Origin of the sequence: Streptomyces sp. 549 (assembly GCF_030124175.1) — a bacterium.
Taxonomy (GTDB): domain Bacteria; phylum Actinomycetota; class Actinomycetes; order Streptomycetales; family Streptomycetaceae; genus Streptomyces.
Window position 1 is genome coordinate 21,448 of record NZ_JASKMT010000013.1, and the last position, 18,039, is coordinate 39,486.

Consider the following 18,039-nt stretch of genomic DNA (forward strand, 5'->3'; position numbering starts at 1 on the left):
CACTCGTCGGCCGCCCTGTCACTCCTGTGGGAGCGGCCTGTGGCCTACCTGTGAACCCGGGCCGCCGGCGGGGAGTTGCACCGTGAAGACGGTCCGGCCGGGGACGCTGCGCACCCGCGCCGCCCCGCCGTGGGCGGTCACCACGGCCTGCACGATGGCCAGTCCCAGACCGGTGCTGCCTGAGCTGCCGGTGCTGCCGGTGCTGCCTGAGCTGCCTGAGCTGCCTGAGCTGGTGCCGGTGCTGCCGGTGCTGCCGGTCCTGTGCGTGCCGGCGGTGGGGCGGGTGGCGCGGGTGCGGGAGGCGTCGCCGCGGGCGAAGCGCTCGAAGACGTGCGGCAGCAGGTCGGGCGGGATGCCCGGACCGTCGTCCGCCACCTCCATCAGCACCCACCCGTCGGTGTCCGCGTCCACCCGGACGGTGACGGTGGTGTCCGGCGGGGTGTGGGTGCGGGCGTTGGCGAGCAGGTTGACGAGGACCTGCCGCAGCCGGTCCGGGTCGCCGACCACCCGCACCGGGGCGTCGGGCAACGCCAGCCGCCAGCCGTGGTCACCACCGGCCGCACGGGCGTCGCTGACGGCGTCCACCACCAGTGGCACCAGGTCGGTGGCGGTGCGTTCCAGCGGGCGCCCGGTGTCCAGCCGGGCAAGCAGCAGCAGGTCCTCGACCAGGCCGGTCATGCGCACCGACTCCGACTCGATGCGGCCCAGCGCGTAGCGGGTGTCGGGCCCGGTGTCCTCCGGGCCGCGGCGGGTCAGTTCGGCGTAGCCGCGGATGGACGCCAGCGGTGTGCGCAGTTCGTGGCCGGCGTCAGCGACGAACTGGCGTACCCGGGTCTCGCTCTGCTGGCGGGCCGCCAGCGCCGACTCCACGTGCCCCAGCATCCGGTTGAGGGCCGCGCCCACCTGCCCGACCTCGGTGCGCGGATCGGTGTCCTCCTCCGGCACCCGGTCCCGAAGGCTCACCTCCCCCTGGTGCAGGGGCAGTTCCGAGACCCGGGTGGCGGTGGCCGCCACCCGGTGCAGAGGCCGCAGCGCGATCCGCACGATGGCCGCCGCCGCGATGCCCGCCGCGAGCAACCCCGCACCGGCCACGCAGAGTTCGGCGACGACCAGTGTGCCGACGATGTCCTGCACCTCGGCCAGCGGCAGGCCGACGAGGACCGTGCCGCCGTCGTCGGTCTGCACGGTCACCACCCGGTAGTCGCCCAGCTCGGGCAGGGACGCCGTGTGCGGCTGCCCGTCGTTGGCCACCGCGTCCAGCGCCCGCAGTTGTGCGCTGTCCAGCGGCACGGCGGTGGTCCCGGTTCCGGCTGCCGTGCCGTCCGCCTCCTGGCTCACCACGCCCTCGGCCACGTCCCCGCCGGACGTCTCCGCGCCCAGTGTGCCGACCCGCTGGCCGCCCGCCGTCACGAACCCCAGCGGGTCCGCGCCGCCCGGCACGCCGGGCGGCAGCACCCCGCCCGGAGGACCGGCCGCCCGCCGGGCCAGGTCGGTGAGACGGCCGTCCAGCTGGTTCTCCAGGTACGAGTGCAGGGCCAGCGCCGTGACCGTGCCGATCACCGCGGCCACCACGGCCACCAGCGTCACCGCGGACACCGCGAGCCGGGTCCGCAGCGACCAGCTGCGGCGCCCGCCCCGGATGCGGGAGGTCCCGATGCGGGAGGTCCTGATGCGACCTGCCCGGGGGGCGTGCGCGGGTGGGAGCGGGGGCAGGGTCTGGTGGGGGGAACGGGACGGGTTCGGCAGCGGGGGCGGGGTGGGTTGCACGGGTCGCTACTCCCCCGCCTTGAGCAGGTAGCCCGCGCCGCGGCGGGTGTGGATCATCGGGGAGCGGCCGGCGTCGATCTTGCGCCGCAGGTAGGAGATGTACAGCTCCACCACGTTGGCCTGCCCGCCGAAGTCGTAGGACCACACGCGGTCCAGGATCTGCGCCTTGCTCAGCACCCGCCGCGGGTTGCGCATCAGGTAGCGCAGCAGCTCGAACTCGGTCGCGGTCAGATGGATGGGGGTGCCGCCCCGGCTGACCTCGTGGCTGTCCTCGTCCAGCATCAGGTCACCGACGGCCAGCACCGAGGCGTCCCTCGCCGACGCGGCGCCGCTGCGGCGCAGCAGCCCCCGCAGCCGGGCGACGACCTCCTCCAGGCTGAACGGCTTGGTGACGTAGTCGTCGCCGCCGGCGGTGAGCCCGGCGATGCGGTCCTCGACCGCGTCCCGCGCGGTGAGGAACAGCACCGGCACCCCGGGCAGTTCCCGGCGCAGCCCGCCCAGCAGGGTCAGCCCGTCGGTGTCGGGCAGCATGACGTCCAGCAGCACCGCGTCCGGCCGCCACTGCCGGGCCGCACGCAGCGCCTCGGTGCCGTCGCCGACGGCCCGCGGGTCCCAGCCCTCGTAGCGCAGGGCCATGGTGAGCAGGTCGGCGAGAGCAGCCTCGTCGTCCACGACGAGCACCCGCGGCGGACTGCCGTCCGGACGGGTGAGGGTTTCGGGGGAGGTGTTCATGTGCGCAGGCTGTGCGCCGGCTCTGAGACGCTCCTGTCCACCGGCTGTGAATTCGCTGAGAACTGCTTCTGACCCGGGTCAGCGCGGCAGGGGCAGCAGGCGGGCGGCGTTGTGGTGGCACACCGCGCGCAGCCAGTCGTCGTCCTGGTCGAGGCGGGTCAGCGCCTCCAGGGCGTGCAGGTAGCCGTACGGGATGTTGGGGAAGTCGCTGCCGAAGAGAACGCGGTCGCCCAGCGCCGCCAGCCTTGCCCGCTCCGCGCGGGGGAAGGGCATCATGCGCTCGGAGAAGTCGGTGAACGCCATCGTGGTGTCCAGGTGCACACCCGGGTAGCGCTCGGCGAGGTCGAGGAACTCGGCGTATTCCGGCATGCCCATGTGCGCGACGATCAGCCTCAGCCGCGGGTGCCGGGCCAGCACCGCCGCCACCGGGCCCGGGCCGGTGTGCTTGCCGGGCGCCGGACCGGAACCGCAGTGGATCACGGTCGGCACTCCCTCCTCCGCCAGCAGCCCCCACACCGGGTCGAGCAGCGCGTCAGCCGGGTCGTAACCACCCACCTGGACGTGCGACTTGAAGACGCGAGCGCCACCGGCAACCGCCTGGCGCACGTAACCGGCGGCCTCCGGCTCGGGATAGAAGGTCGCGGTGTGCAGGCAGTCGGGCGTGCGGGCGGCGAAGTCGGCACTCCAGCTGTTCAGCCAGGCCGCCATGCCGGGCTTGTGCGGGTAGAGCATCGAGGTGAAAGCCCGGACGCCGAACCCCCGTAGCACGGCGAGGCGTTCGTCCTCCGCCTCGCGGTACCTGATCGGCCAGCCGGTGCCGGTCAGCGGACCCACCTGGTCGAAGTACGCCCACACCTTGTCCAGGACCCGCTTCGGCATGAAGTGCGTGTGCACGTCCACCAGTCCGGGCAGCTCCAGCGCCCGCCAGAACCCGATGACGGCCTCGCGCTCGTCAAGGTCCGTCCCGTCCCCGGAGCGGCGTTCGGTCGCGGAGCCCGGTTCGGATTCGGGGCGGGGTTCGGGACCGGGACCGGGACCGGGACCGGATTCCGGGCTGTTCTGAGGGGCGTGGGACACGTGAGGGGCGTGGGGGGCTTCCGCGAACGGGTCGGGGTCGCCGGGCGAGGGGGTCCGGGCAGCGGGCATGGCAGGAGCGTACGACCGGTGGGTGGTGCTCGGGAGTGCGGGCCGGTCCCGGGGCGGTGTGCAGTGGCGGTGTGCACTGAGCCTGACGGCCGCCGCCCCGGGACGTACCGGCCGCCGTACGGACATGTTTCCAGCCGATTACACGACCACGGGAGCCCCCCGGATCACGCCACCCGTCGGGACCCCCGCCATGCACACCACAAGCGCCATCAGGCGGACCCTGCGTCACTTCCGGCCACTGGTTCAATACGGCACGTTACCGAATCTGTGCGGTCGATGTGCTTTCCGTGAAGGTTCTCGGCAGACTCCCGATCGCCAACCGGCACACACAGAAGCGGAAGGATGCACACAATGCGGAACACCGCGCGATGGGCAGCGGCAGGCACTCTGCTGACAGCAGCGATGCTCGCCCCCCTGAGTGGCACCGCCCTCGCGGACTCGTCGCCCTCCTCGCCCTCGTCACCCTCGCTCTACGCCCCCTCGGCGCTGACCCTGACGTTCGCCCGCGGCGAGAGCGCAGCCGCCAGCACGCCCGAACGGGCCGTCACGCTGACCTGCTCACCGAACCCCGGGGGCAACCACCCCGCCGCCGCCCGCGCCTGTGCGCAACTCCGCGGCGTGGACGGGGACTTCGACAGCCTGCCCGGCGACAGGAACCGCTACTGCACGATGGAGTACGACCCCGTCGTCGTCACCGCCCAGGGTGTCTGGGACGGACGGCGGGTCTCCTACGAGCGGACCTTCGGCAACGCGTGCGTCAAGGACGTCGAGGGCATGGCCGTCTTCCGCTTCTGAGCCGTCCCCCAGCCGTCCCGCCCTGCCTCCCCGCAGCGGGACCTGGCGGGGGCTCCGGCCCGGCGGCGCCCCCGCCTCGCCGGACCGGCGCCCCCGCACCACAGTCGGCGCAGACGGATGAGCGCGGGTGAGCACGGGGAACCGAACGGGCGGGCGCGGTCAACGCGTGGAAGCGGACGGCAAGAAACCTGGGGCCCGGCACTTCTCAGTGCCGGGCCCCAGGTGACAGTAGCGGGGACAGGATTTGAACCTGCGACCTCTGGGTTATGAGCCCAGCGAGCTACCGAGCTGCTCCACCCCGCGTCGGTGAACACCACCTTACGCGAGGATCGCCCCACACGGAAATCCACTACCTTCCGGGGCGAAAGACCAGGCCAGGGGCCTGCCATCAGGTCGTCGGCCACCTCGGCGGTGCGTGCACCCGGGCGGGGGGCCGGGCCTTCCGGAGCGCCCGACATCGCCCCTCAGCCCCCGGCGTCCGGATTTGGCGCCCAGCCGCCACCGTCCCGGTGCACGTACGCGGGACGACCTTCGGTGCCGCTGGTCCGGAACGGCCGTCCGTCGTCGTCGATCCGGTACGTGCCGCTGCGGCCCTGGCTCGTCCAGTCCAGCTCCAGGTACCAGTCGCAGTCACAGTCCTCGGCCACCGCCTCCACCCGCAGCACCTCGGGGTCCGTGCGCGACACCCGCAGGGGGAACTCCCGGGCCGGCAGCTCCCTGCCCTCACCCGACGCGTCGTAGCCGCCCACCGGACGGACGCGCGGGCGCGGCACGTCCAGGTTTAGTGCCAGTACCGCAGGAGTCAGCGCACCCCCGCAACCCGCGTCCATGGCATAGGCGTTCCACGGCAGCGGGGTCCGGCGCTCCACCACTCGGACACGCAACGCCCGCAGCACCACCGCCTCCGGCGTGGTGCCCTGCACGGTCGTGGAGCCACCGTGCACCGCGTCCAGCGCGGCTGCCCACGTTGGCGCGTCCTGCTCGACGGGCGGCGGAGGCACCGAGGCGGGGGCTGGGCTGCCTCCGGAGTCTGGGCCGGAGGCTCGTGGCGGCGGACGTCGGCGAGCAGCCAGCGCCTGTGCAGCTCCATCAGCTCGTCCCGCGTGGCACCGCAGCTCCGTGCGATGCGCTCCACCGTTCCGTACTCCGCGGGCAGCGCCTCACCGTGGCAGTAGCGGTGCAGAGTGGACGTGCTCAGATGCAGTCGCCTGGCCAGCAGCCCGTAGCCCGTAGCTGCGCCCCGAACGCTCCTTCAGCCGCCGCAGCGCTGCTGCGAACTCCGCTGTCTCCACGGGTCTGTGAGCCACCGGTTTCCCCCCGCAGTCCGACCGGGCCGCTGCGGTCCGGCGTCCGCGCCGTCCCGGCAGGTCGTCCCAGGGCGGCACCGTTCCCGCAGGCCAGGGTACCTCCCGGCGTTCCGGCGTCCCGAATGTCCCACGGCAGGGGGAGCATTCGGCGCAGGCCGGTCGACACTGCTGACGGGGGAACCGATCCGGGCCGGTGACCAGAGGTCCGGACCCCGCTCACGACGACGGAGATTCGCGTGAAGACACCATCCACCTCGACCACCGTTCCGCGCCGCAGCCGCCGGACCGCCACAGCCGTGGCCGCCGCCGCGGCGGCCGTGGCCCTGGGCGCGCCGACCGCCGCCCAGGCCGCAGCGCCGGTCCTGCTCGACGCACACGAGATGCCGCCCAGCTCCACCCCGTGGATCGCAGACCCGGTCAGCGAGGGCGCCGGGCAGCCGGTGTGCCTGACCGGTCTGCTGCCGGACTCCCGCTCCGTGCACCGCACCTTCCGCACCGAACTGGACACCGGCGCCACACAGGTGGTGTTCCGGGCGCGCCACGAGCTCGACGCCCAGCGCACCGTGAGCGCCCTCCGGGCCGCACTCGCCCGCTGCACGGACAAGTTCGAGCAGGAGCACCCGGGCAGCACCGCGACGTTCCACCGGCTGGGCACGGTCGACGCGGGCGACGGCGGACACCTCTACGGCACCGCCACGTCCGTCCCCGAGTCCTCCTACGACGTGCACCTGTACGGGGTCGGCCGGAGCGGCAACCGCGTCACGGTTGTCGTCTGGGGACAGATCGGGACGTTGAAGACCGCGCCCGTCAATGCCTTCAGGACGACAGTCGCCACGGCCCTCAACAAGCTGGACGGCTGAGACGGCGGGCGCCGGACCGCGCAGGGGACGGTCCGGCGCCCCACCGTCGCGGCGCCGGCGGTCACGAGGACCGGCCGTCACGAATGCCGGCCCTCGCGACCGGCGGCCCTCGCGAATGCCGGCCCTCGCGGACTGCGCCGGGTGCCGGCGGTGTGGTCGATGCAGTGGTCCACACGGGCGGGACCTCCGTGGAACCGTCCCCGAGCAGGGCGGGCGCCTTCCGGGGGCCGCGCCCGGGCCCTCGGTTGTCCACCACGGGAACGGACGGGGATGGTGCGGTGTATTGCCGGAGCCGGATCGGCGCAGCAAGCTTCTGCCCATGGATCTGGAGCTGCGGCATCTGAAGACGGTCCGGGCGATCGCCGACGCGGGCAGCCTGACGAAGGCCGCCTCCGCGCTGGGCCTGGCCCAGCCCGCCCTCAGTGCGCAGCTGAAACGGATCGAGCGCACCCTCGGCGGCCGGCTGTTCGAGCGCGGACGCCTCGGCGTGCGGCCCACCCCCCTTGGAGAACTCGTCCTGGACCGGGCCCGGGTGGTGCTGCCGGCGGTCCGCGAACTCCAGGAGGAGGCGGTGCGGCTGGCCCATGCCTGGGACGGCATGCCGCGCTTCCGCCTCGGCGGCACCCACGGACCGCTGCTCGGCGGGCTGGTGGACCGGCTGGCCACCGCGCACCCGGGAGTGCCCGTGACCACGCAGACCTCCTGGTCGGAACGGGAGATCGCCGCGGGCGTCGCCGAAGGACGGCTGGACTTCGCCCTCATCGGCACGTGCGGCCAGAGCCCGCCACCGGAGCCGGAGCGCCTGAGCTGGCGGGAGGTCGCCGCCGACCCGGTCTTCGTCATGCTCGCCGCCGACCACCCGCTCACCGGACGCACCGAGATCGAACTCGGCTGTCTCGCCGACGAGTCGTGGGCCGACGTGCCCGGGGACGGCTGCTTCGCCGACTGCTTCGCTGCGGCCTGCGCCCGCGCCGGCTTCACACCCGCCTCCGTCTACGAGACCGACACCGCGTCCTGCGTGCACCTCGTCCAGGTCGGACGGGCCGTCGGTCTGTGCCGCGCCACGTTCCCGCCCACGCCCGGGCTGGTCACCAGACCGCTGGCCGGCAGCCCGCTCTCCTGGCGGCACCTGCTGGGCTGGCACCCCGGCGAGCCGGCCGCCGACGCCGCGGGAGCCGTGATCACGCACACCCGCGCCGCCCACGCGGACGCCGTGGCCCGCAGCGCCACCTACCGCGCCTGGCTGGACCGCCACGCCGACCATGTGACGGCCATCTACCCCACCGCCGTCTGAGTCCGCCCGCCCCCGCCTCTCCGGGCCACACTCCCGGCTCCGGTTCCTCCGGCTCCTGTTCCTCCGACTCCTCCGGCTCCCGTACCCCGGGCCGCACCCTGCCCCCGCGTCCATAACGCCGAGGCAGGGGGGCAACTGAGAGCTGACGGCCCCTGCATGGCCGTGGCTACGGTTTCGGCACCTCCCACCGAACCGAGGAGACACCCCATGCTCCACAGACACGTCACAGGTGCGTGTGCCGCCGTCATCGCGGTCGGCGCGCTCACTCTGACCGGGCTGCCGGGCACAGCCGCCGCCCAACCGGCCGCCGCCCCCGGGTCCGCGTTCCAGCCCGCCTCCGAGGCCCCGCCCGAGCTGCTCCGCGCCATGCAGCGCGACCTGGACCTGACGAAGGCACAGGCGGAGCGGAGGCTGGTCAACGAGGCCGATGCGGGTGCCGTCGCCGGTGCCCTCCAGAACGCGCTGGCCGATGACTTCGCCGGTGCCTGGGTGCAGGGTGCGGACTCCTCGACCCTGACCGTGGCGACCACCGACGCCTCCGACGTGCGGACGATCACCGCCAAGGGCGCGAAGGCCGAGGTCGTGGAGCACTCCCTCGCCGACCTGGACGCCGCCAAGAAGGCGCTGGACAAGGCCGCCGCCCGCAACAGCGCCTTCGCCGCGCCTGTCTGGTACGTCGACGTCAGGACCAACAGCGTCGTCGTGCGCACGGCGAAGCCCGCAGCGGCCGACGCCTTCGTGGCCGCCGGCGGCGTCGACCGCGAGCTGGTACGGGTGGTGAAGTCCGACGAGCAGCCGCGGGCCCTCTACGACCTGCGCGGCGGGGACGCCTACTACATGGGCAGCGGCGGGCGTTGCTCCGTCGGGTTCCCGGTCACCCGCGGAACCCAGCAGGGCTTCGCCACGGCCGGCCACTGCGGCCGGACCGGTACCAGCACCTCGGGCTTCAACCGCGTCGCCCAGGGCACCTTCCAGGGTTCCTCCTTCCCCGGCAACGACTACGCGTGGGTCGCCACCAACTCGAACTGGACGGCGACCCCGTACGTGAAGGGCGCCGGTGGGCAGAACGTCCAGGTCGCGGGCTCCACCCAGCAGGCGGTGGGAGCCTCGATCTGCCGTTCCGGCTCGACCACGGGCTGGCACTGCGGAACCATCCAGCAGCACAACACCAGCGTCACCTACCCCGAGGGCACGATCACCGGAGTGACCCGGACGTCGGTGTGCGCCGAGCCCGGTGACTCCGGCGGCGCCTACATCTCCGGCAGCCAGGCGCAGGGCGTCACCTCTGGCGGATCCGGCAACTGCCGTACCGGTGGCACGACGTACCACCAGCCCGTCAACCCGATCCTTCAGGTCTACGGCCTGACCCTGAAGACCACCACCGGCCCCGGCGACCCCGGCCCGGGTGACCCCGGCGAGCCGGGCGGCACCTGGGCCGTCGGAACCGTCTACAAGGTGGGCGACCGCGTCACCTACGGCGGCGCCACCTACCGCTGCCTCCAGGCCCACCAGGCCCAGGCCGGCTGGACCCCGCCGGCGGTCCCCGCACTCTGGCAGCGCGTCTGACCGACGTCACAGGGGCAGGGGCGGGCCGGAACCACTGGGGGATTCCGGCCCGCCCTCGCGGCATGCGCACCCCGACCTCACGAACCAGGCACCCCCTCCCCTGCGTTCCGCCCCCTCACCTCCGCGCCTACTCGCCTCCGCACCCGCACCCGCACCCGCACCCGCGTGCCTACGCGCTCCGCAGGCCGGCGCCCGCGTTCCAGCGGTCCGCTTTCCGCGGTCCGCACCACGACGACGTCGCATGATCACGGGGAGAGACCGATGATGACGATCAAGGTGTACCGCCTGAGCCCGGACGGTACGCGCAGCCCGGTGAGCGGCATCCGCAGAATCCGCCCCGTCGCACCGGACCGGCTCCCGCTCACCATGGGCTACCCGCCCTGCCGGTGCCCCCGTTGCTCCACAGCGCCCCCTCTCCTCATCGTCCCGCTTCCGCCGCCCACTCGTCCGGCGTCCCCGTCCCCCACCCTCGCGTCTCTTCCCTCACAGGTATAGCGGGTGCATCACCGCAGGTCACGCGTTCTTCCGCACACCCACTCGAACGGGTGAACGAGCGCGGAGAAGTGGTTCGGGCACCGCTCTCCCGGACACTCTGACCTCCAGGAGCTTCTGCACTCCGCGCCAGGCCCGGCGGCGGACTGCGACCGCCCTCCACCGGGAAGACGGCTTGTGAAGCGTCCCGGAAGCCGTACGACACGAGGAGCTCAGGCATGAGTGGTGAACTGCAAGCGGTCCTGGTGGTGGCGGTGATCCTGGTGGTCGCGACCGCGGTGGTGACCGCGGTGCTTTTGGTGAAGGTGGTGAAGACGCGCACGCTGCTGAGCAGCGCGGGCGTGCCGGTGAACAACAAGCTCGCCTTCTGGGGAGCGATCCTCTACGTCATCTCACCGGTCGACCTGATGCCCGATCCCATACTGCTCGACGACATCGGCGTGCTCCTGCTGGCCCTGCGCTCTCTGCACAAGGCGGCGGACTCCGCCGGCATCAGCCGCAGCAGCAAGGACTCCGCAGACCTCATCGCCGACCACGAGCCGAAGACTCCCCGCCTCCGGCCCAGCCAGAAAGCGGCCAGTGTCGAGCAGTCCTGAACGCCCGGTGAAATCCCCCGGAATGCCTACGCGTCGACCGGGAAGACGGAAGTCAGGACCGAACGATCCACCGCCGGAAGGATGTTCCGGCCGAAGGGAGAGTCATGGCTTCCTCGATTTCACGATTCACCCGCCAGCTGCGATCCGGCACGAGCCCCCTCACCGGAGGCCGTCGCCGCCGGTCCGGCACGTCCGCTCGCACCCGTCGCGGAGGCCCTCAGGGCGCCGGCGTGGGAGCCGTGGTCAGCGGCATCGCCCGTCGACTGCGCCGCCGCTGAGCCGAGCGGCAACCGCCGTCCCCCGCCGCCCTCGACAGGCAGCGGGCAGACGACGAGACCGCCGGGCTCACCATCGGTCGCCTCCACACGCGACCCCGTCCCGTAGCGTCTGGGGGCACCTCGCACGGCCACCAGCCCTCCGGCCAGGAGGGGCGGGCAGTGCGGTGAAAAGCAAGCATCGGTGAAGTCGGCCGCCGTTCACGGCCGATCAAGGAAGCCTCCGGGGACCACCCCCGGAGGCTTCCGTCGTTCGCGAGCAACCCCCTTCCACCCCTCGCTCGCTCACCCCACCCGCACGCACCCGCGCGACTCGCAGACGCCCGCACGGAGCTATACATGAGGTGTATACACGTAGCGTATAGTCCCTCGCATGGAGTTCACGATCACCTCATCGATGGTGCTGCTGCCCGCCCTTGCGGTCTGGCTGTCCGCCGTCGCCCTCACCGCGTCCAGGCGCCGATCACAGCCGGCCGGCATCCGGCGGGCGGCCGTGCTCGGCGTCTTCGGCGTCTATCTCGCAGGTGTCCTGCACTTCACGTTCTTCCCCGTCGACGTCAGCACCGGCCCGCACGCCGCCGAGAACGCGGTGCTCAACAGCCTCAACCTGATACCGGTCCTCACCGCGGACGCGCCGTCCTTCGTCCTGAACACGATCATGCTGATGCCGCTGGGCGCGCTGCTCCCGCTGCTCACCCCCCGCGTCCGGTCGGTGAAGTCGGCGATGCTGGGCGGCCTGGCCGTCAGCCTGAGCATCGAAGCGCTGCAGACCCTGGTCACCGCGACTCTCGGCAGCGCCCGCAGCATCGACGTGAACGACCTCCTGGCCAACACCCTCGGTGCCGTGCTCGGCTACCTCACCTATCGCGCGCTGTCCGCACAGCCGTGGACGCGCCACCTGCGCCCCGCACCCAGCGTCCCCGCTCCGCCGGCGCCCCGGGCCACCATCCCGGCCCAGCCCCCGCACCCCCGCCCTGACCCCCGCCCCTGACCTCCGGCCTGCCTCGCCGAGCGGCACGCGGAGCGCGGCAGCCCCAGGAACGACAGCCCCAGGAACGGCCGCCGCACTTCGCTGCGTGCGGACATGAAGAAGCCCCCTCCCGGGTGACCCGGAGGGGGCTTGCCACACTTACACGCTGGTGGCTACTGCGCGCTCGGCAGGATTCGAACCTGCAACCTTCTGATCCGTAGTCAGATGCTCTATCCGTTAAGCTACGAGCGCTTGGCTTTCCGGCGGTCCTGCTGGCCGGTCGGCGTTGCGGGAACAACATTACATGACCCGTGCCCAGAGGTGAAATCCGTTAACGCAACCCCTGCCGAGCTGGGGAAACGCGGTTTCGGCGGCGTTCCAGGAGGTACCGGCGGACCCGACCGGGACCGGGTCGTGGACACGTCCAGCAGGGCTGCGGGCCCGCACGCGAAAGCCCCGGTCTCAACAGACCGGGGCTTCGGTGATCGTGAAGATCGAGCGGAGGCTCCGGGATTTGAACCCGGGATGGGGGGTTACCCCAAACCGCATTAGCAGTGCGGCGCCATAGACCAGACTAGGCGAAGCCTCCCCACACGTCCGCTGAGCGGAACGCGTGCAGATGATTGCACAGCGCCGGGCGCTGTCACCAACCGCCGCCCACAGTACCCGGCAGGCACGCCCGTGAGCAAAGCGCATCCCGGTTCGGCGCTCCGCCACTCGATCGCGCGGAGTTGCGCAACGGTCCGGCGGGTGGAGCGTTAGAAGAGGTGGCCGTCGGCGTGAGACCTCAGACGCGGACGGCGACCGGTCCTCCACCCCCATAGGAGAACGTCATGCTCCGCCGCCTCGCCACCACTCTCGCCGTGACCGCCGCCGTGTCCGGGATCGCCTCACCCGCGCTCGCCTGCCCGCCGCCCGGCGGTGAGGACAAGCTGACCATCACCTACCGCGAGCACCAGGACGCCGCCGAGCGGGTGCACACCCTGGAGTGCCACCCCGCCGGCGGCACCCACCCGGCCGCGCAGGAGGCGTGCGACGCCCTCGACAACGCCGTCCGGGGCGTGCGGAACCCGTGGCAGCCGGTGTCGAAGGACGCCATGTGCACGCAGGCGTACGGCGGGCCGCAGACCGCCCGCGTCACCGGCACCTGGTCGGGCCGTCCGGTGAAGGCCGACTTCAGCCGCACCAACGGCTGCGAGGTCGCCCGCTGGGACAGCGTCACGCCCGCCCTGCCCGCCGTCTGACGCCGCACGTCAAGGGCGCGGGCAGTGACCCGCAAGCCCCCGCGCGCACCTGCAAGCCGTCCCGCCGCCCCCGCTGCCCGCCTCCGGGCGGCCACTCGGCGGCGGGCAGCGGGCGCGAGTGGTGGGGGCGAGTGGTGGGGGCGGGTGATGGCAGGTGGCGGGCGGGCCGGCGAGGGGGGTCCGTCCGCCACCTGCCCACCGGATCATCGGGCCGTTCCAAGGCCCGGGCGGGCCGACGGCGCCCTGCCCGGCGGGGTGTTGACATGATCGTCCGCTCCAGGTCAGGGATATCCCCCTGGTAAATGTCCCAGCCTGAGCCGGTGCGGCGACTCCCTCCGCGCCGTCGCTTCGCATCCGCCACCGCGCGGGCATCCGGTGCCCGTAGACTCCCTGTGGTGACACACCCCGGCCGGGAAGGCACACTGACCGGGCACCACGTGGTCAGCAGGGAGGAACGTCGTCGTGAGCAGCCGGCCATCACGAGGCGCTGCTCGCCTCGCCGCGATACTCGACGCGCTGCCCGATGCTCTCCTGCTGGTCAACGCCAACGGCACCGTGGTGAACGCGAACAGCATCGCACTCGAGGTCTTTGAGACGCCGGGCACCGCACTGATCGGGCGGGGTCTGCTGGACCTGCTGCCCGCTTTCGACTCCAAGCGCATCCCCGGTTCGATGCGCCGTCACGAGGACCAGATCGAGGCGCGGCAGCCACCGACCCGCATGGTCGCGCGCCGCACCGACGGCAGCGAGCTGCCCGTCGAGGTGACGAGCGCGAACCTGGAGGACGGCCGCACCCCGTACGAATCGTCGTTCGAGGCCGCCTACGCCGACCACGGCAACCACTACACCGGCAACGAGCTGCTCATGCTCGTCGTCCGCGACCTCACCGGGACGATGGACACCGAGGCCGAACTCGCCCGCCAGCAGCGGCAGACGGAGATGATCCTCCGGGCCGCCGCCGAGGGGGTCGTCGGCACCGACACCGACGGCCGCGTGGTCCTGGTGAACCCGGCCGCGGCGACGATACTCGGCTACCGGGCCAGTGACCTGGGCGGCAAGAAGCTGCACCCGCTGGTCCACCACTCGCGGGCGGACGGCTCACCGCTGCCGTACGAGGAGACGCCGCTCGCCGACACCCTGCGCTCCGGGCGCAAGCACCGGGTCAGGGGCCAGGTGCTGTGGGCGAAGGACGGCCACCCGATACCGGTCGACATGACCACCGCCCCGGTCAGGGACGGCGACCAGTTGGTCGGCGCGGTCCTGACCTTCACCGACCGCCGCTCCCAGGACGCGCTCGAAGCCCGGCAGACCCAACTGCTCGCCGTGGTCGAGGACGCACTGCGCAGCCCGCTCGAGCAGCTGCACCGCGAGTTGGCCGGCCTGGCGGCCGACCCGGCGGGACAGCTGTGGCCGGAGGCCAACCAGATCCTGCACCACCTGGCGGCCGGGCACGCCCGGATGACGCGCCTGGTCGACAACATCCTCAGCTACCAGCGGCTGGACACGGGTCTGGAGAAGCTCGACCGCAAGCAGGCCCCCATGGACGCGGTGATCACCGCCGGCGTCGAGGGCGCGGTGGAGCTGATCGGCCCGGGCCGCGCCCAGTTCGCGGTGCACGCGCCGCCGATCGAGGCGGAGGTGGACGCCGAACGGCTCGCGCTGGCGGTGTCGCACCTCATCGCGGACGTCGCCGGAGTGGACGCCACCGGCAATGCGCCGGTGGCCGGGTCGGGTGATTCGACGATCGTCGTCGCAGCCGCAAAGCGCGGTGGAGGCGACACACAGGACGGCGCCGTCGTGCGCATCGAGGTGCGCGGACCGCACCCCGGCGGCAGCGCGGTGCACGCACCGCTGGTGCGCGGCATCGTCGAACAGCACGGCGGGGTGCTGCAGACGCACGAGGTGCCCGGGTCGGGTGGCGGCAGTGCGTTCGTGCTGGAGGTGCCTGTCGGCACGGTCGACGAGAACGTGGCACGGCGGCGCAAGGCCGCAGCGGCGGCGGCCGAACAGGAACGTCAGGCCGCATTGGCGGCGGCCGAACAGGAACGGCAAGCCGCATTGGCGGCGGCAGAGCAGGAACGGCAAGCCGCGGCGGCGGTCCGCGCCCACTCGGGCGGTGCCGTCCCGGCTCCCGTCCAGCAGGTCGGTGCCGTCGCGGTTCCCGCGCAGCAGGCCAGGGACGGTCGGCGGGCGCATTCGGGCCGGCCGGAGCTGGGGCCCGCAGGACCTGCGCAGACCCCGCGTCCGCAGCCGCCGCAGGCGTACGCCGCGCCGCAGCAGCCGATCCCGCAGTCCCTCGCACCGCAGCCGGCGCCCCCGCAGTCCCTCGCGCCGCAGCAGCACGTTCCGCAGTCGCTGGCGCCGCAGCCCGCGCTGCCGCAGGCGTTCGCGCCGCAGCCCGCCCCACCGCATGAGTCCGTGCCGGCGCCCCGCGCCGAGATCGAGGCGGTTCCGGCGACGCCCACCGGCCGCCGCGCACGCCGGGCCCTGAAGCCGGTGGAGGAGCGGTCCGACGGCACCGGCGAGCAGGCCGCGGCCAGCCAGATCCCGCAGCAGGCACAGCCCGGCACCGGCCGGCGCGGCCGACGCGCCAAGGCTCCGCAGGCGGACGGGGCGGCCGACGCCGGCGCGCGCCCCGAAGGCCAGCCCCGGGCAGCGTTCGCGCTGCCCCCGGCAGCGGCGGACCGCGACCCGGCGGCGGCGCACAGCGCTCCCGAGCCCCCGCCACCCGTCCCGGCAGCGGCGGCAGAACCGTCACCGGTACCTCCTCCGCAGGTCCCCGTCCTGGCGCCGGCGCCGGCGCCCGTGCAGGAAGCCCCGCAGCCCCCGGGGGCGGTCGCCCAGGGGCAGGCGACTCAGTCGCCTGCCCCGCAGACCGGGCAGCCTTCGGACGCGGCACCGACGGGCGGCACCCCTCCTGAATCGTTTGCATCTGCGCAGTCACTCGGCGCGCCCGGACAGGGGGGCGAAGCGGGTGCGGCGCCCGCGCCTCAGCGGCCGACCGGACGGCGACGCAAGCCGGCGGCGCAGCCCGAGCAGGCACCCCTCGTGCCACAGGCGGCGCCCGTGCCGCAGGCGCCCGTGCCGCAGGCGCCCGCCGAACAGCCGTCCGCGCCGGCCCCGGCCCCCACGCCCCCGCAGCCGGTCGCCGCACCGCAGCCCGCTCCCGCCCCCGCACCGCAGCCCGCCCCGCAGGCGGCGCCGCAGCCTGCGGCCGTGCCGATACCGCCGCAGGCGCAACCCCTGCCGGACGCCCAGCCGCTGCCGCAGGAAGTGCCTGCCGCACAGGTCCCGCTCCCGTCCACGTCGCCACCGGTCGCCCAGCCTGCCGCCGCGCAGCCCGTCCCGGCCCCCGTCCCCACCCCGCAGGCGGCGGCACCTCAGCCCGCGACTCCGCAGCCCGCGCCGGAGCAGCCACTGCCGCAGGCCGTCGCGCCCGCTCCGGAACCCGCGCCGACCGCCCAGCCGCAGGCCCACCCCCAGCCTGCCCCTGCCCCTGCCCCTGCCCCTGCCCCTGCCCCTGCCCCTGAACAACCGCAGGCCGAGCAGCACGCGTTCCAGGCCGTGCCGCCGCAGCCGGACCCGCACCCCCAGCACGCAGCGCCGCCGCAACTGCCGGAGTCCGCGCCGCAGCCGACGGCGGAGGAGGCGGAGGCGCGTGCCGCCGCGCATCTGCGGGTGGCGGCGAGCCCGATCCTGGGCGGCACCGTGCCGCCCCCGGCGGCGGCGCCGCGACCGCAGCCGCTGCCGATGCCGGGGTCCGAGCAGGCCGCCGAGCACCCTTCGGGCATCAGCGTGCGCACACTCGGCCAGGGTGTGCCGTTCACTCACGGCCCGGAGCAGCACACCGGGCGGCACGAGGAGCAGCCGGGCCCGCACCCGCTGCCCGCGGCGAACGGCGCGGCACCCCAGCAGACGCCGCCAGCCGGTACCGGCCGGCGGCGCAGACTGGCCGCCCCGTCCGCCGCGGCGGAGGGGGAGTCCGCGGAAGCGCGTGCCGGTGCGCCGCAGCGGGAGGCTGTCCCGCCGACGCCCCCGCCCGTCTCGCCCCCGCCCGCCGAGGCCCCGCCGGAGCCCCGGCCGCAACCGATGCTGCCGAACGGTGTGCCCGCGCCGCCGCGCGAGTTCGCCATCGGCGCGCCCGAGGCGGGATCGGCCGAGGGCCCGGAGCCGCTGGACGGCCCCAACGGTGCCGTCGAGGTGACGGAGTCCGCTCCCGCCCCGCAGTACGAGGAACGCGACGACGAGTTGCCGCCCGAGCCGCTGGACAACCCGCGGCGGCTGCTGGTGTGGCCGGAACCGGACGTCTCCACCCAGCAGGCGCTGACCCAGCGCGGCTACCGGCCGGTCCTGGTGCACTCCCGTGAGGAGGTCGACGCGCAGATCGCGGCCTACCCGGCGGCGCTGTTCGTCGACCCGCTGACCGGTCCGATCACCCGGACCGCCCTCCAGTCGCTGCGCCAGGCCGCCGTCGCGGCGGAGGTCCCGGTGCTGGTCACGGCCGGTCTTGGCCAGACGACACGAGAAGCGGCGTACGGCGCCGACCCCGCCGTGCTGCTGAAGGCGCTGGCGCCGCGCGACAGCGAGCAGCACCCGCCGCGGGTCCTGCTGGTGGAGGAGCAGCCGGCCATCGCCCAGGCGTTCGCGGCCACGTTGGAACGCCGGGGCATGCAGGTGGCGCACGCGCCGACGGACGCGGAGGCGGCGGGCGTCGCGGCGCGGATCCGGCCGAACCTGGTGGTGATGGACCTGTGCCAGGTGCGTCGCCGCAGGGCCGGGGTCATCGACTGGCTGCGGGTCAACGGCCTGCTGAACCGGACGCCGTTCGTCGTCTACACGTCCGCCGGCCTGGACCCGGCGGAGCTGCCCCGGCTCGCTTCCGGGGAGACGGTGCTGTTCCTCGCGGAGCGCTCCACCAGCGACGAGGTACAGGGCCGCATCGTCGACCTGCTCGCGAAGATCGGCGCCGCCTGACCTGCCGCCCGCTCCCGTCGG

12 protein-coding genes, 3 tRNA genes and 1 pseudogene are annotated in these 18,039 nt (G+C 73.8%); 8 read left to right on the forward strand and 8 right to left on the reverse strand.

The features are described from left to right. Positions 1-18: 18 nt before the first annotated feature. From QNO07_RS16215 to QNO07_RS16225, 3 genes are all read right to left on the reverse strand, one after another. Positions 19-1,641 (reverse strand): HAMP domain-containing sensor histidine kinase, encoded by a 1,623-nt coding sequence (locus QNO07_RS16215; protein ID WP_502961866.1) that lies wholly within the window; start codon positions 1,639-1,641, stop codon positions 19-21. A gap of 132 nt (positions 1,642-1,773) precedes the next feature. Then, on the reverse strand, positions 1,774-2,499 hold the full coding sequence (locus QNO07_RS16220; protein WP_283992733.1) for a response regulator transcription factor: 726 nt from the start codon (positions 2,497-2,499) through the stop codon (positions 1,774-1,776). Between the two features lie 78 nt (positions 2,500-2,577). Beyond that, the gene (locus tag QNO07_RS16225; protein ID WP_283992734.1) at positions 2,578-3,645 is read right to left on the reverse strand and encodes an amidohydrolase family protein; all 1,068 of its coding nucleotides are present in this window, start codon (positions 3,643-3,645) and stop codon (positions 2,578-2,580) included. A 351-nt stretch (positions 3,646-3,996) separates the two neighbouring features. Between QNO07_RS16225 and QNO07_RS16230 the strand changes: the two genes are divergently transcribed. After that, a complete protein-coding gene (locus tag QNO07_RS16230) occupies positions 3,997-4,440 on the forward strand; it encodes a subtilase-type protease inhibitor (protein ID WP_283992735.1) in 444 nt (147 codons plus the stop codon). A 229-nt stretch (positions 4,441-4,669) separates the two neighbouring features. On the opposite strand, the gene QNO07_RS16235 is transcribed toward QNO07_RS16230, so the two are convergent. The 3 genes and pseudogenes from QNO07_RS16235 to QNO07_RS27570 all read right to left on the reverse strand — a co-directional run. Next, positions 4,670-4,743, reverse strand: a tRNA-Met gene (locus QNO07_RS16235). Positions 4,744-4,904: 161 nt separating this feature from the next. Continuing rightward, positions 4,905-5,441, reverse strand: a complete 537-nt coding sequence (locus QNO07_RS27565; RefSeq protein WP_349636839.1) for a hypothetical protein — start codon at positions 5,439-5,441, stop codon at positions 4,905-4,907. A gap of 143 nt (positions 5,442-5,584) precedes the next feature. Beyond that, positions 5,585-5,659: pseudogene (locus QNO07_RS27570) on the reverse strand (hypothetical protein); the annotation flags it as partial. A gap of 324 nt (positions 5,660-5,983) precedes the next feature. On the opposite strand from QNO07_RS27570, the gene QNO07_RS16245 reads away from it, so the two are divergent. The 5 genes from QNO07_RS16245 (at position 5,984) to QNO07_RS16265 (ending at position 11,821) form a co-directional block, all read left to right on the forward strand. Beyond that, on the forward strand, positions 5,984-6,607 hold the full coding sequence (locus tag QNO07_RS16245; RefSeq protein WP_283992736.1) for a hypothetical protein: 624 nt from the start codon (positions 5,984-5,986) through the stop codon (positions 6,605-6,607). A gap of 319 nt (positions 6,608-6,926) precedes the next feature. Then, the gene (locus tag QNO07_RS16250) at positions 6,927-7,901 is read left to right on the forward strand and encodes a LysR family transcriptional regulator (RefSeq protein ID WP_283992737.1); all 975 of its coding nucleotides are present in this window, start codon (positions 6,927-6,929) and stop codon (positions 7,899-7,901) included. A 207-nt stretch (positions 7,902-8,108) separates the two neighbouring features. Further along, positions 8,109-9,467, forward strand: coding sequence for a carbohydrate-binding protein (locus QNO07_RS16255; protein WP_283992738.1), 1,359 nt, complete (start codon positions 8,109-8,111; stop codon positions 9,465-9,467). Between the two features lie 710 nt (positions 9,468-10,177). Beyond that, entirely contained in the window at positions 10,178-10,555 is a 378-nt protein-coding gene (locus tag QNO07_RS16260) for a YkvA family protein (protein ID WP_283992739.1), read from the forward strand. A 648-nt stretch (positions 10,556-11,203) separates the two neighbouring features. Next, positions 11,204-11,821: a VanZ family protein gene (locus tag QNO07_RS16265; RefSeq protein ID WP_283992740.1), complete on the forward strand. Its 618-nt coding sequence runs from the start codon at positions 11,204-11,206 to the stop codon at positions 11,819-11,821. Positions 11,822-11,979: 158 nt separating this feature from the next. Here QNO07_RS16265 and QNO07_RS16270 read toward each other — a convergent pair. Together QNO07_RS16270 and QNO07_RS16275 are read right to left on the reverse strand one after the other, a co-directional pair. Next, a tRNA-Arg gene (locus QNO07_RS16270) sits at positions 11,980-12,052 on the reverse strand. A gap of 247 nt (positions 12,053-12,299) precedes the next feature. Continuing rightward, positions 12,300-12,389: transfer RNA gene (locus tag QNO07_RS16275), tRNA-Ser, on the reverse strand. 244 nt (positions 12,390-12,633) lie between these two features. Here QNO07_RS16275 and QNO07_RS16280 point away from each other — a divergent pair. Further along, complete coding sequence (locus tag QNO07_RS16280; protein WP_283992741.1) at positions 12,634-13,044, forward strand: SSI family serine proteinase inhibitor; 411 nt, start codon at positions 12,634-12,636, stop codon at positions 13,042-13,044. A gap of 462 nt (positions 13,045-13,506) precedes the next feature. Continuing rightward, positions 13,507-18,018 (forward strand): PAS domain-containing protein, encoded by a 4,512-nt coding sequence (locus QNO07_RS16285; RefSeq protein ID WP_283992742.1) that lies wholly within the window; start codon positions 13,507-13,509, stop codon positions 18,016-18,018. Positions 18,019-18,039 lie beyond the last annotated feature (21 nt).

Bases quoted from the DNA above. Each gene is read 5' to 3' on its own strand.
- QNO07_RS16220 (WP_283992733.1), bottom strand. From the start codon at position 2,499: ATGAACACCTCCCCCGAAACCCTCACCCGTCCGGACGGCAGTCCGCCG.
- QNO07_RS16225 (WP_283992734.1), bottom strand. From the start codon at position 3,645: ATGCCCGCTGCCCGGACCCCCTCGCCCGGCGACCCCGACCCGTTCGCG.
- QNO07_RS16230 (WP_283992735.1), top strand. From the start codon at position 3,997: ATGCGGAACACCGCGCGATGGGCAGCGGCAGGCACTCTGCTGACAGCA.
- QNO07_RS16250 (WP_283992737.1), top strand. From the start codon at position 6,927: ATGGATCTGGAGCTGCGGCATCTGAAGACGGTCCGGGCGATCGCCGAC.
- QNO07_RS16255 (WP_283992738.1), top strand. From the start codon at position 8,109: ATGCTCCACAGACACGTCACAGGTGCGTGTGCCGCCGTCATCGCGGTC.
- QNO07_RS16260 (WP_283992739.1), top strand. From the start codon at position 10,178: ATGAGTGGTGAACTGCAAGCGGTCCTGGTGGTGGCGGTGATCCTGGTG.
- QNO07_RS16265 (WP_283992740.1), top strand. From the start codon at position 11,204: ATGGAGTTCACGATCACCTCATCGATGGTGCTGCTGCCCGCCCTTGCG.
- QNO07_RS16280 (WP_283992741.1), top strand. From the start codon at position 12,634: ATGCTCCGCCGCCTCGCCACCACTCTCGCCGTGACCGCCGCCGTGTCC.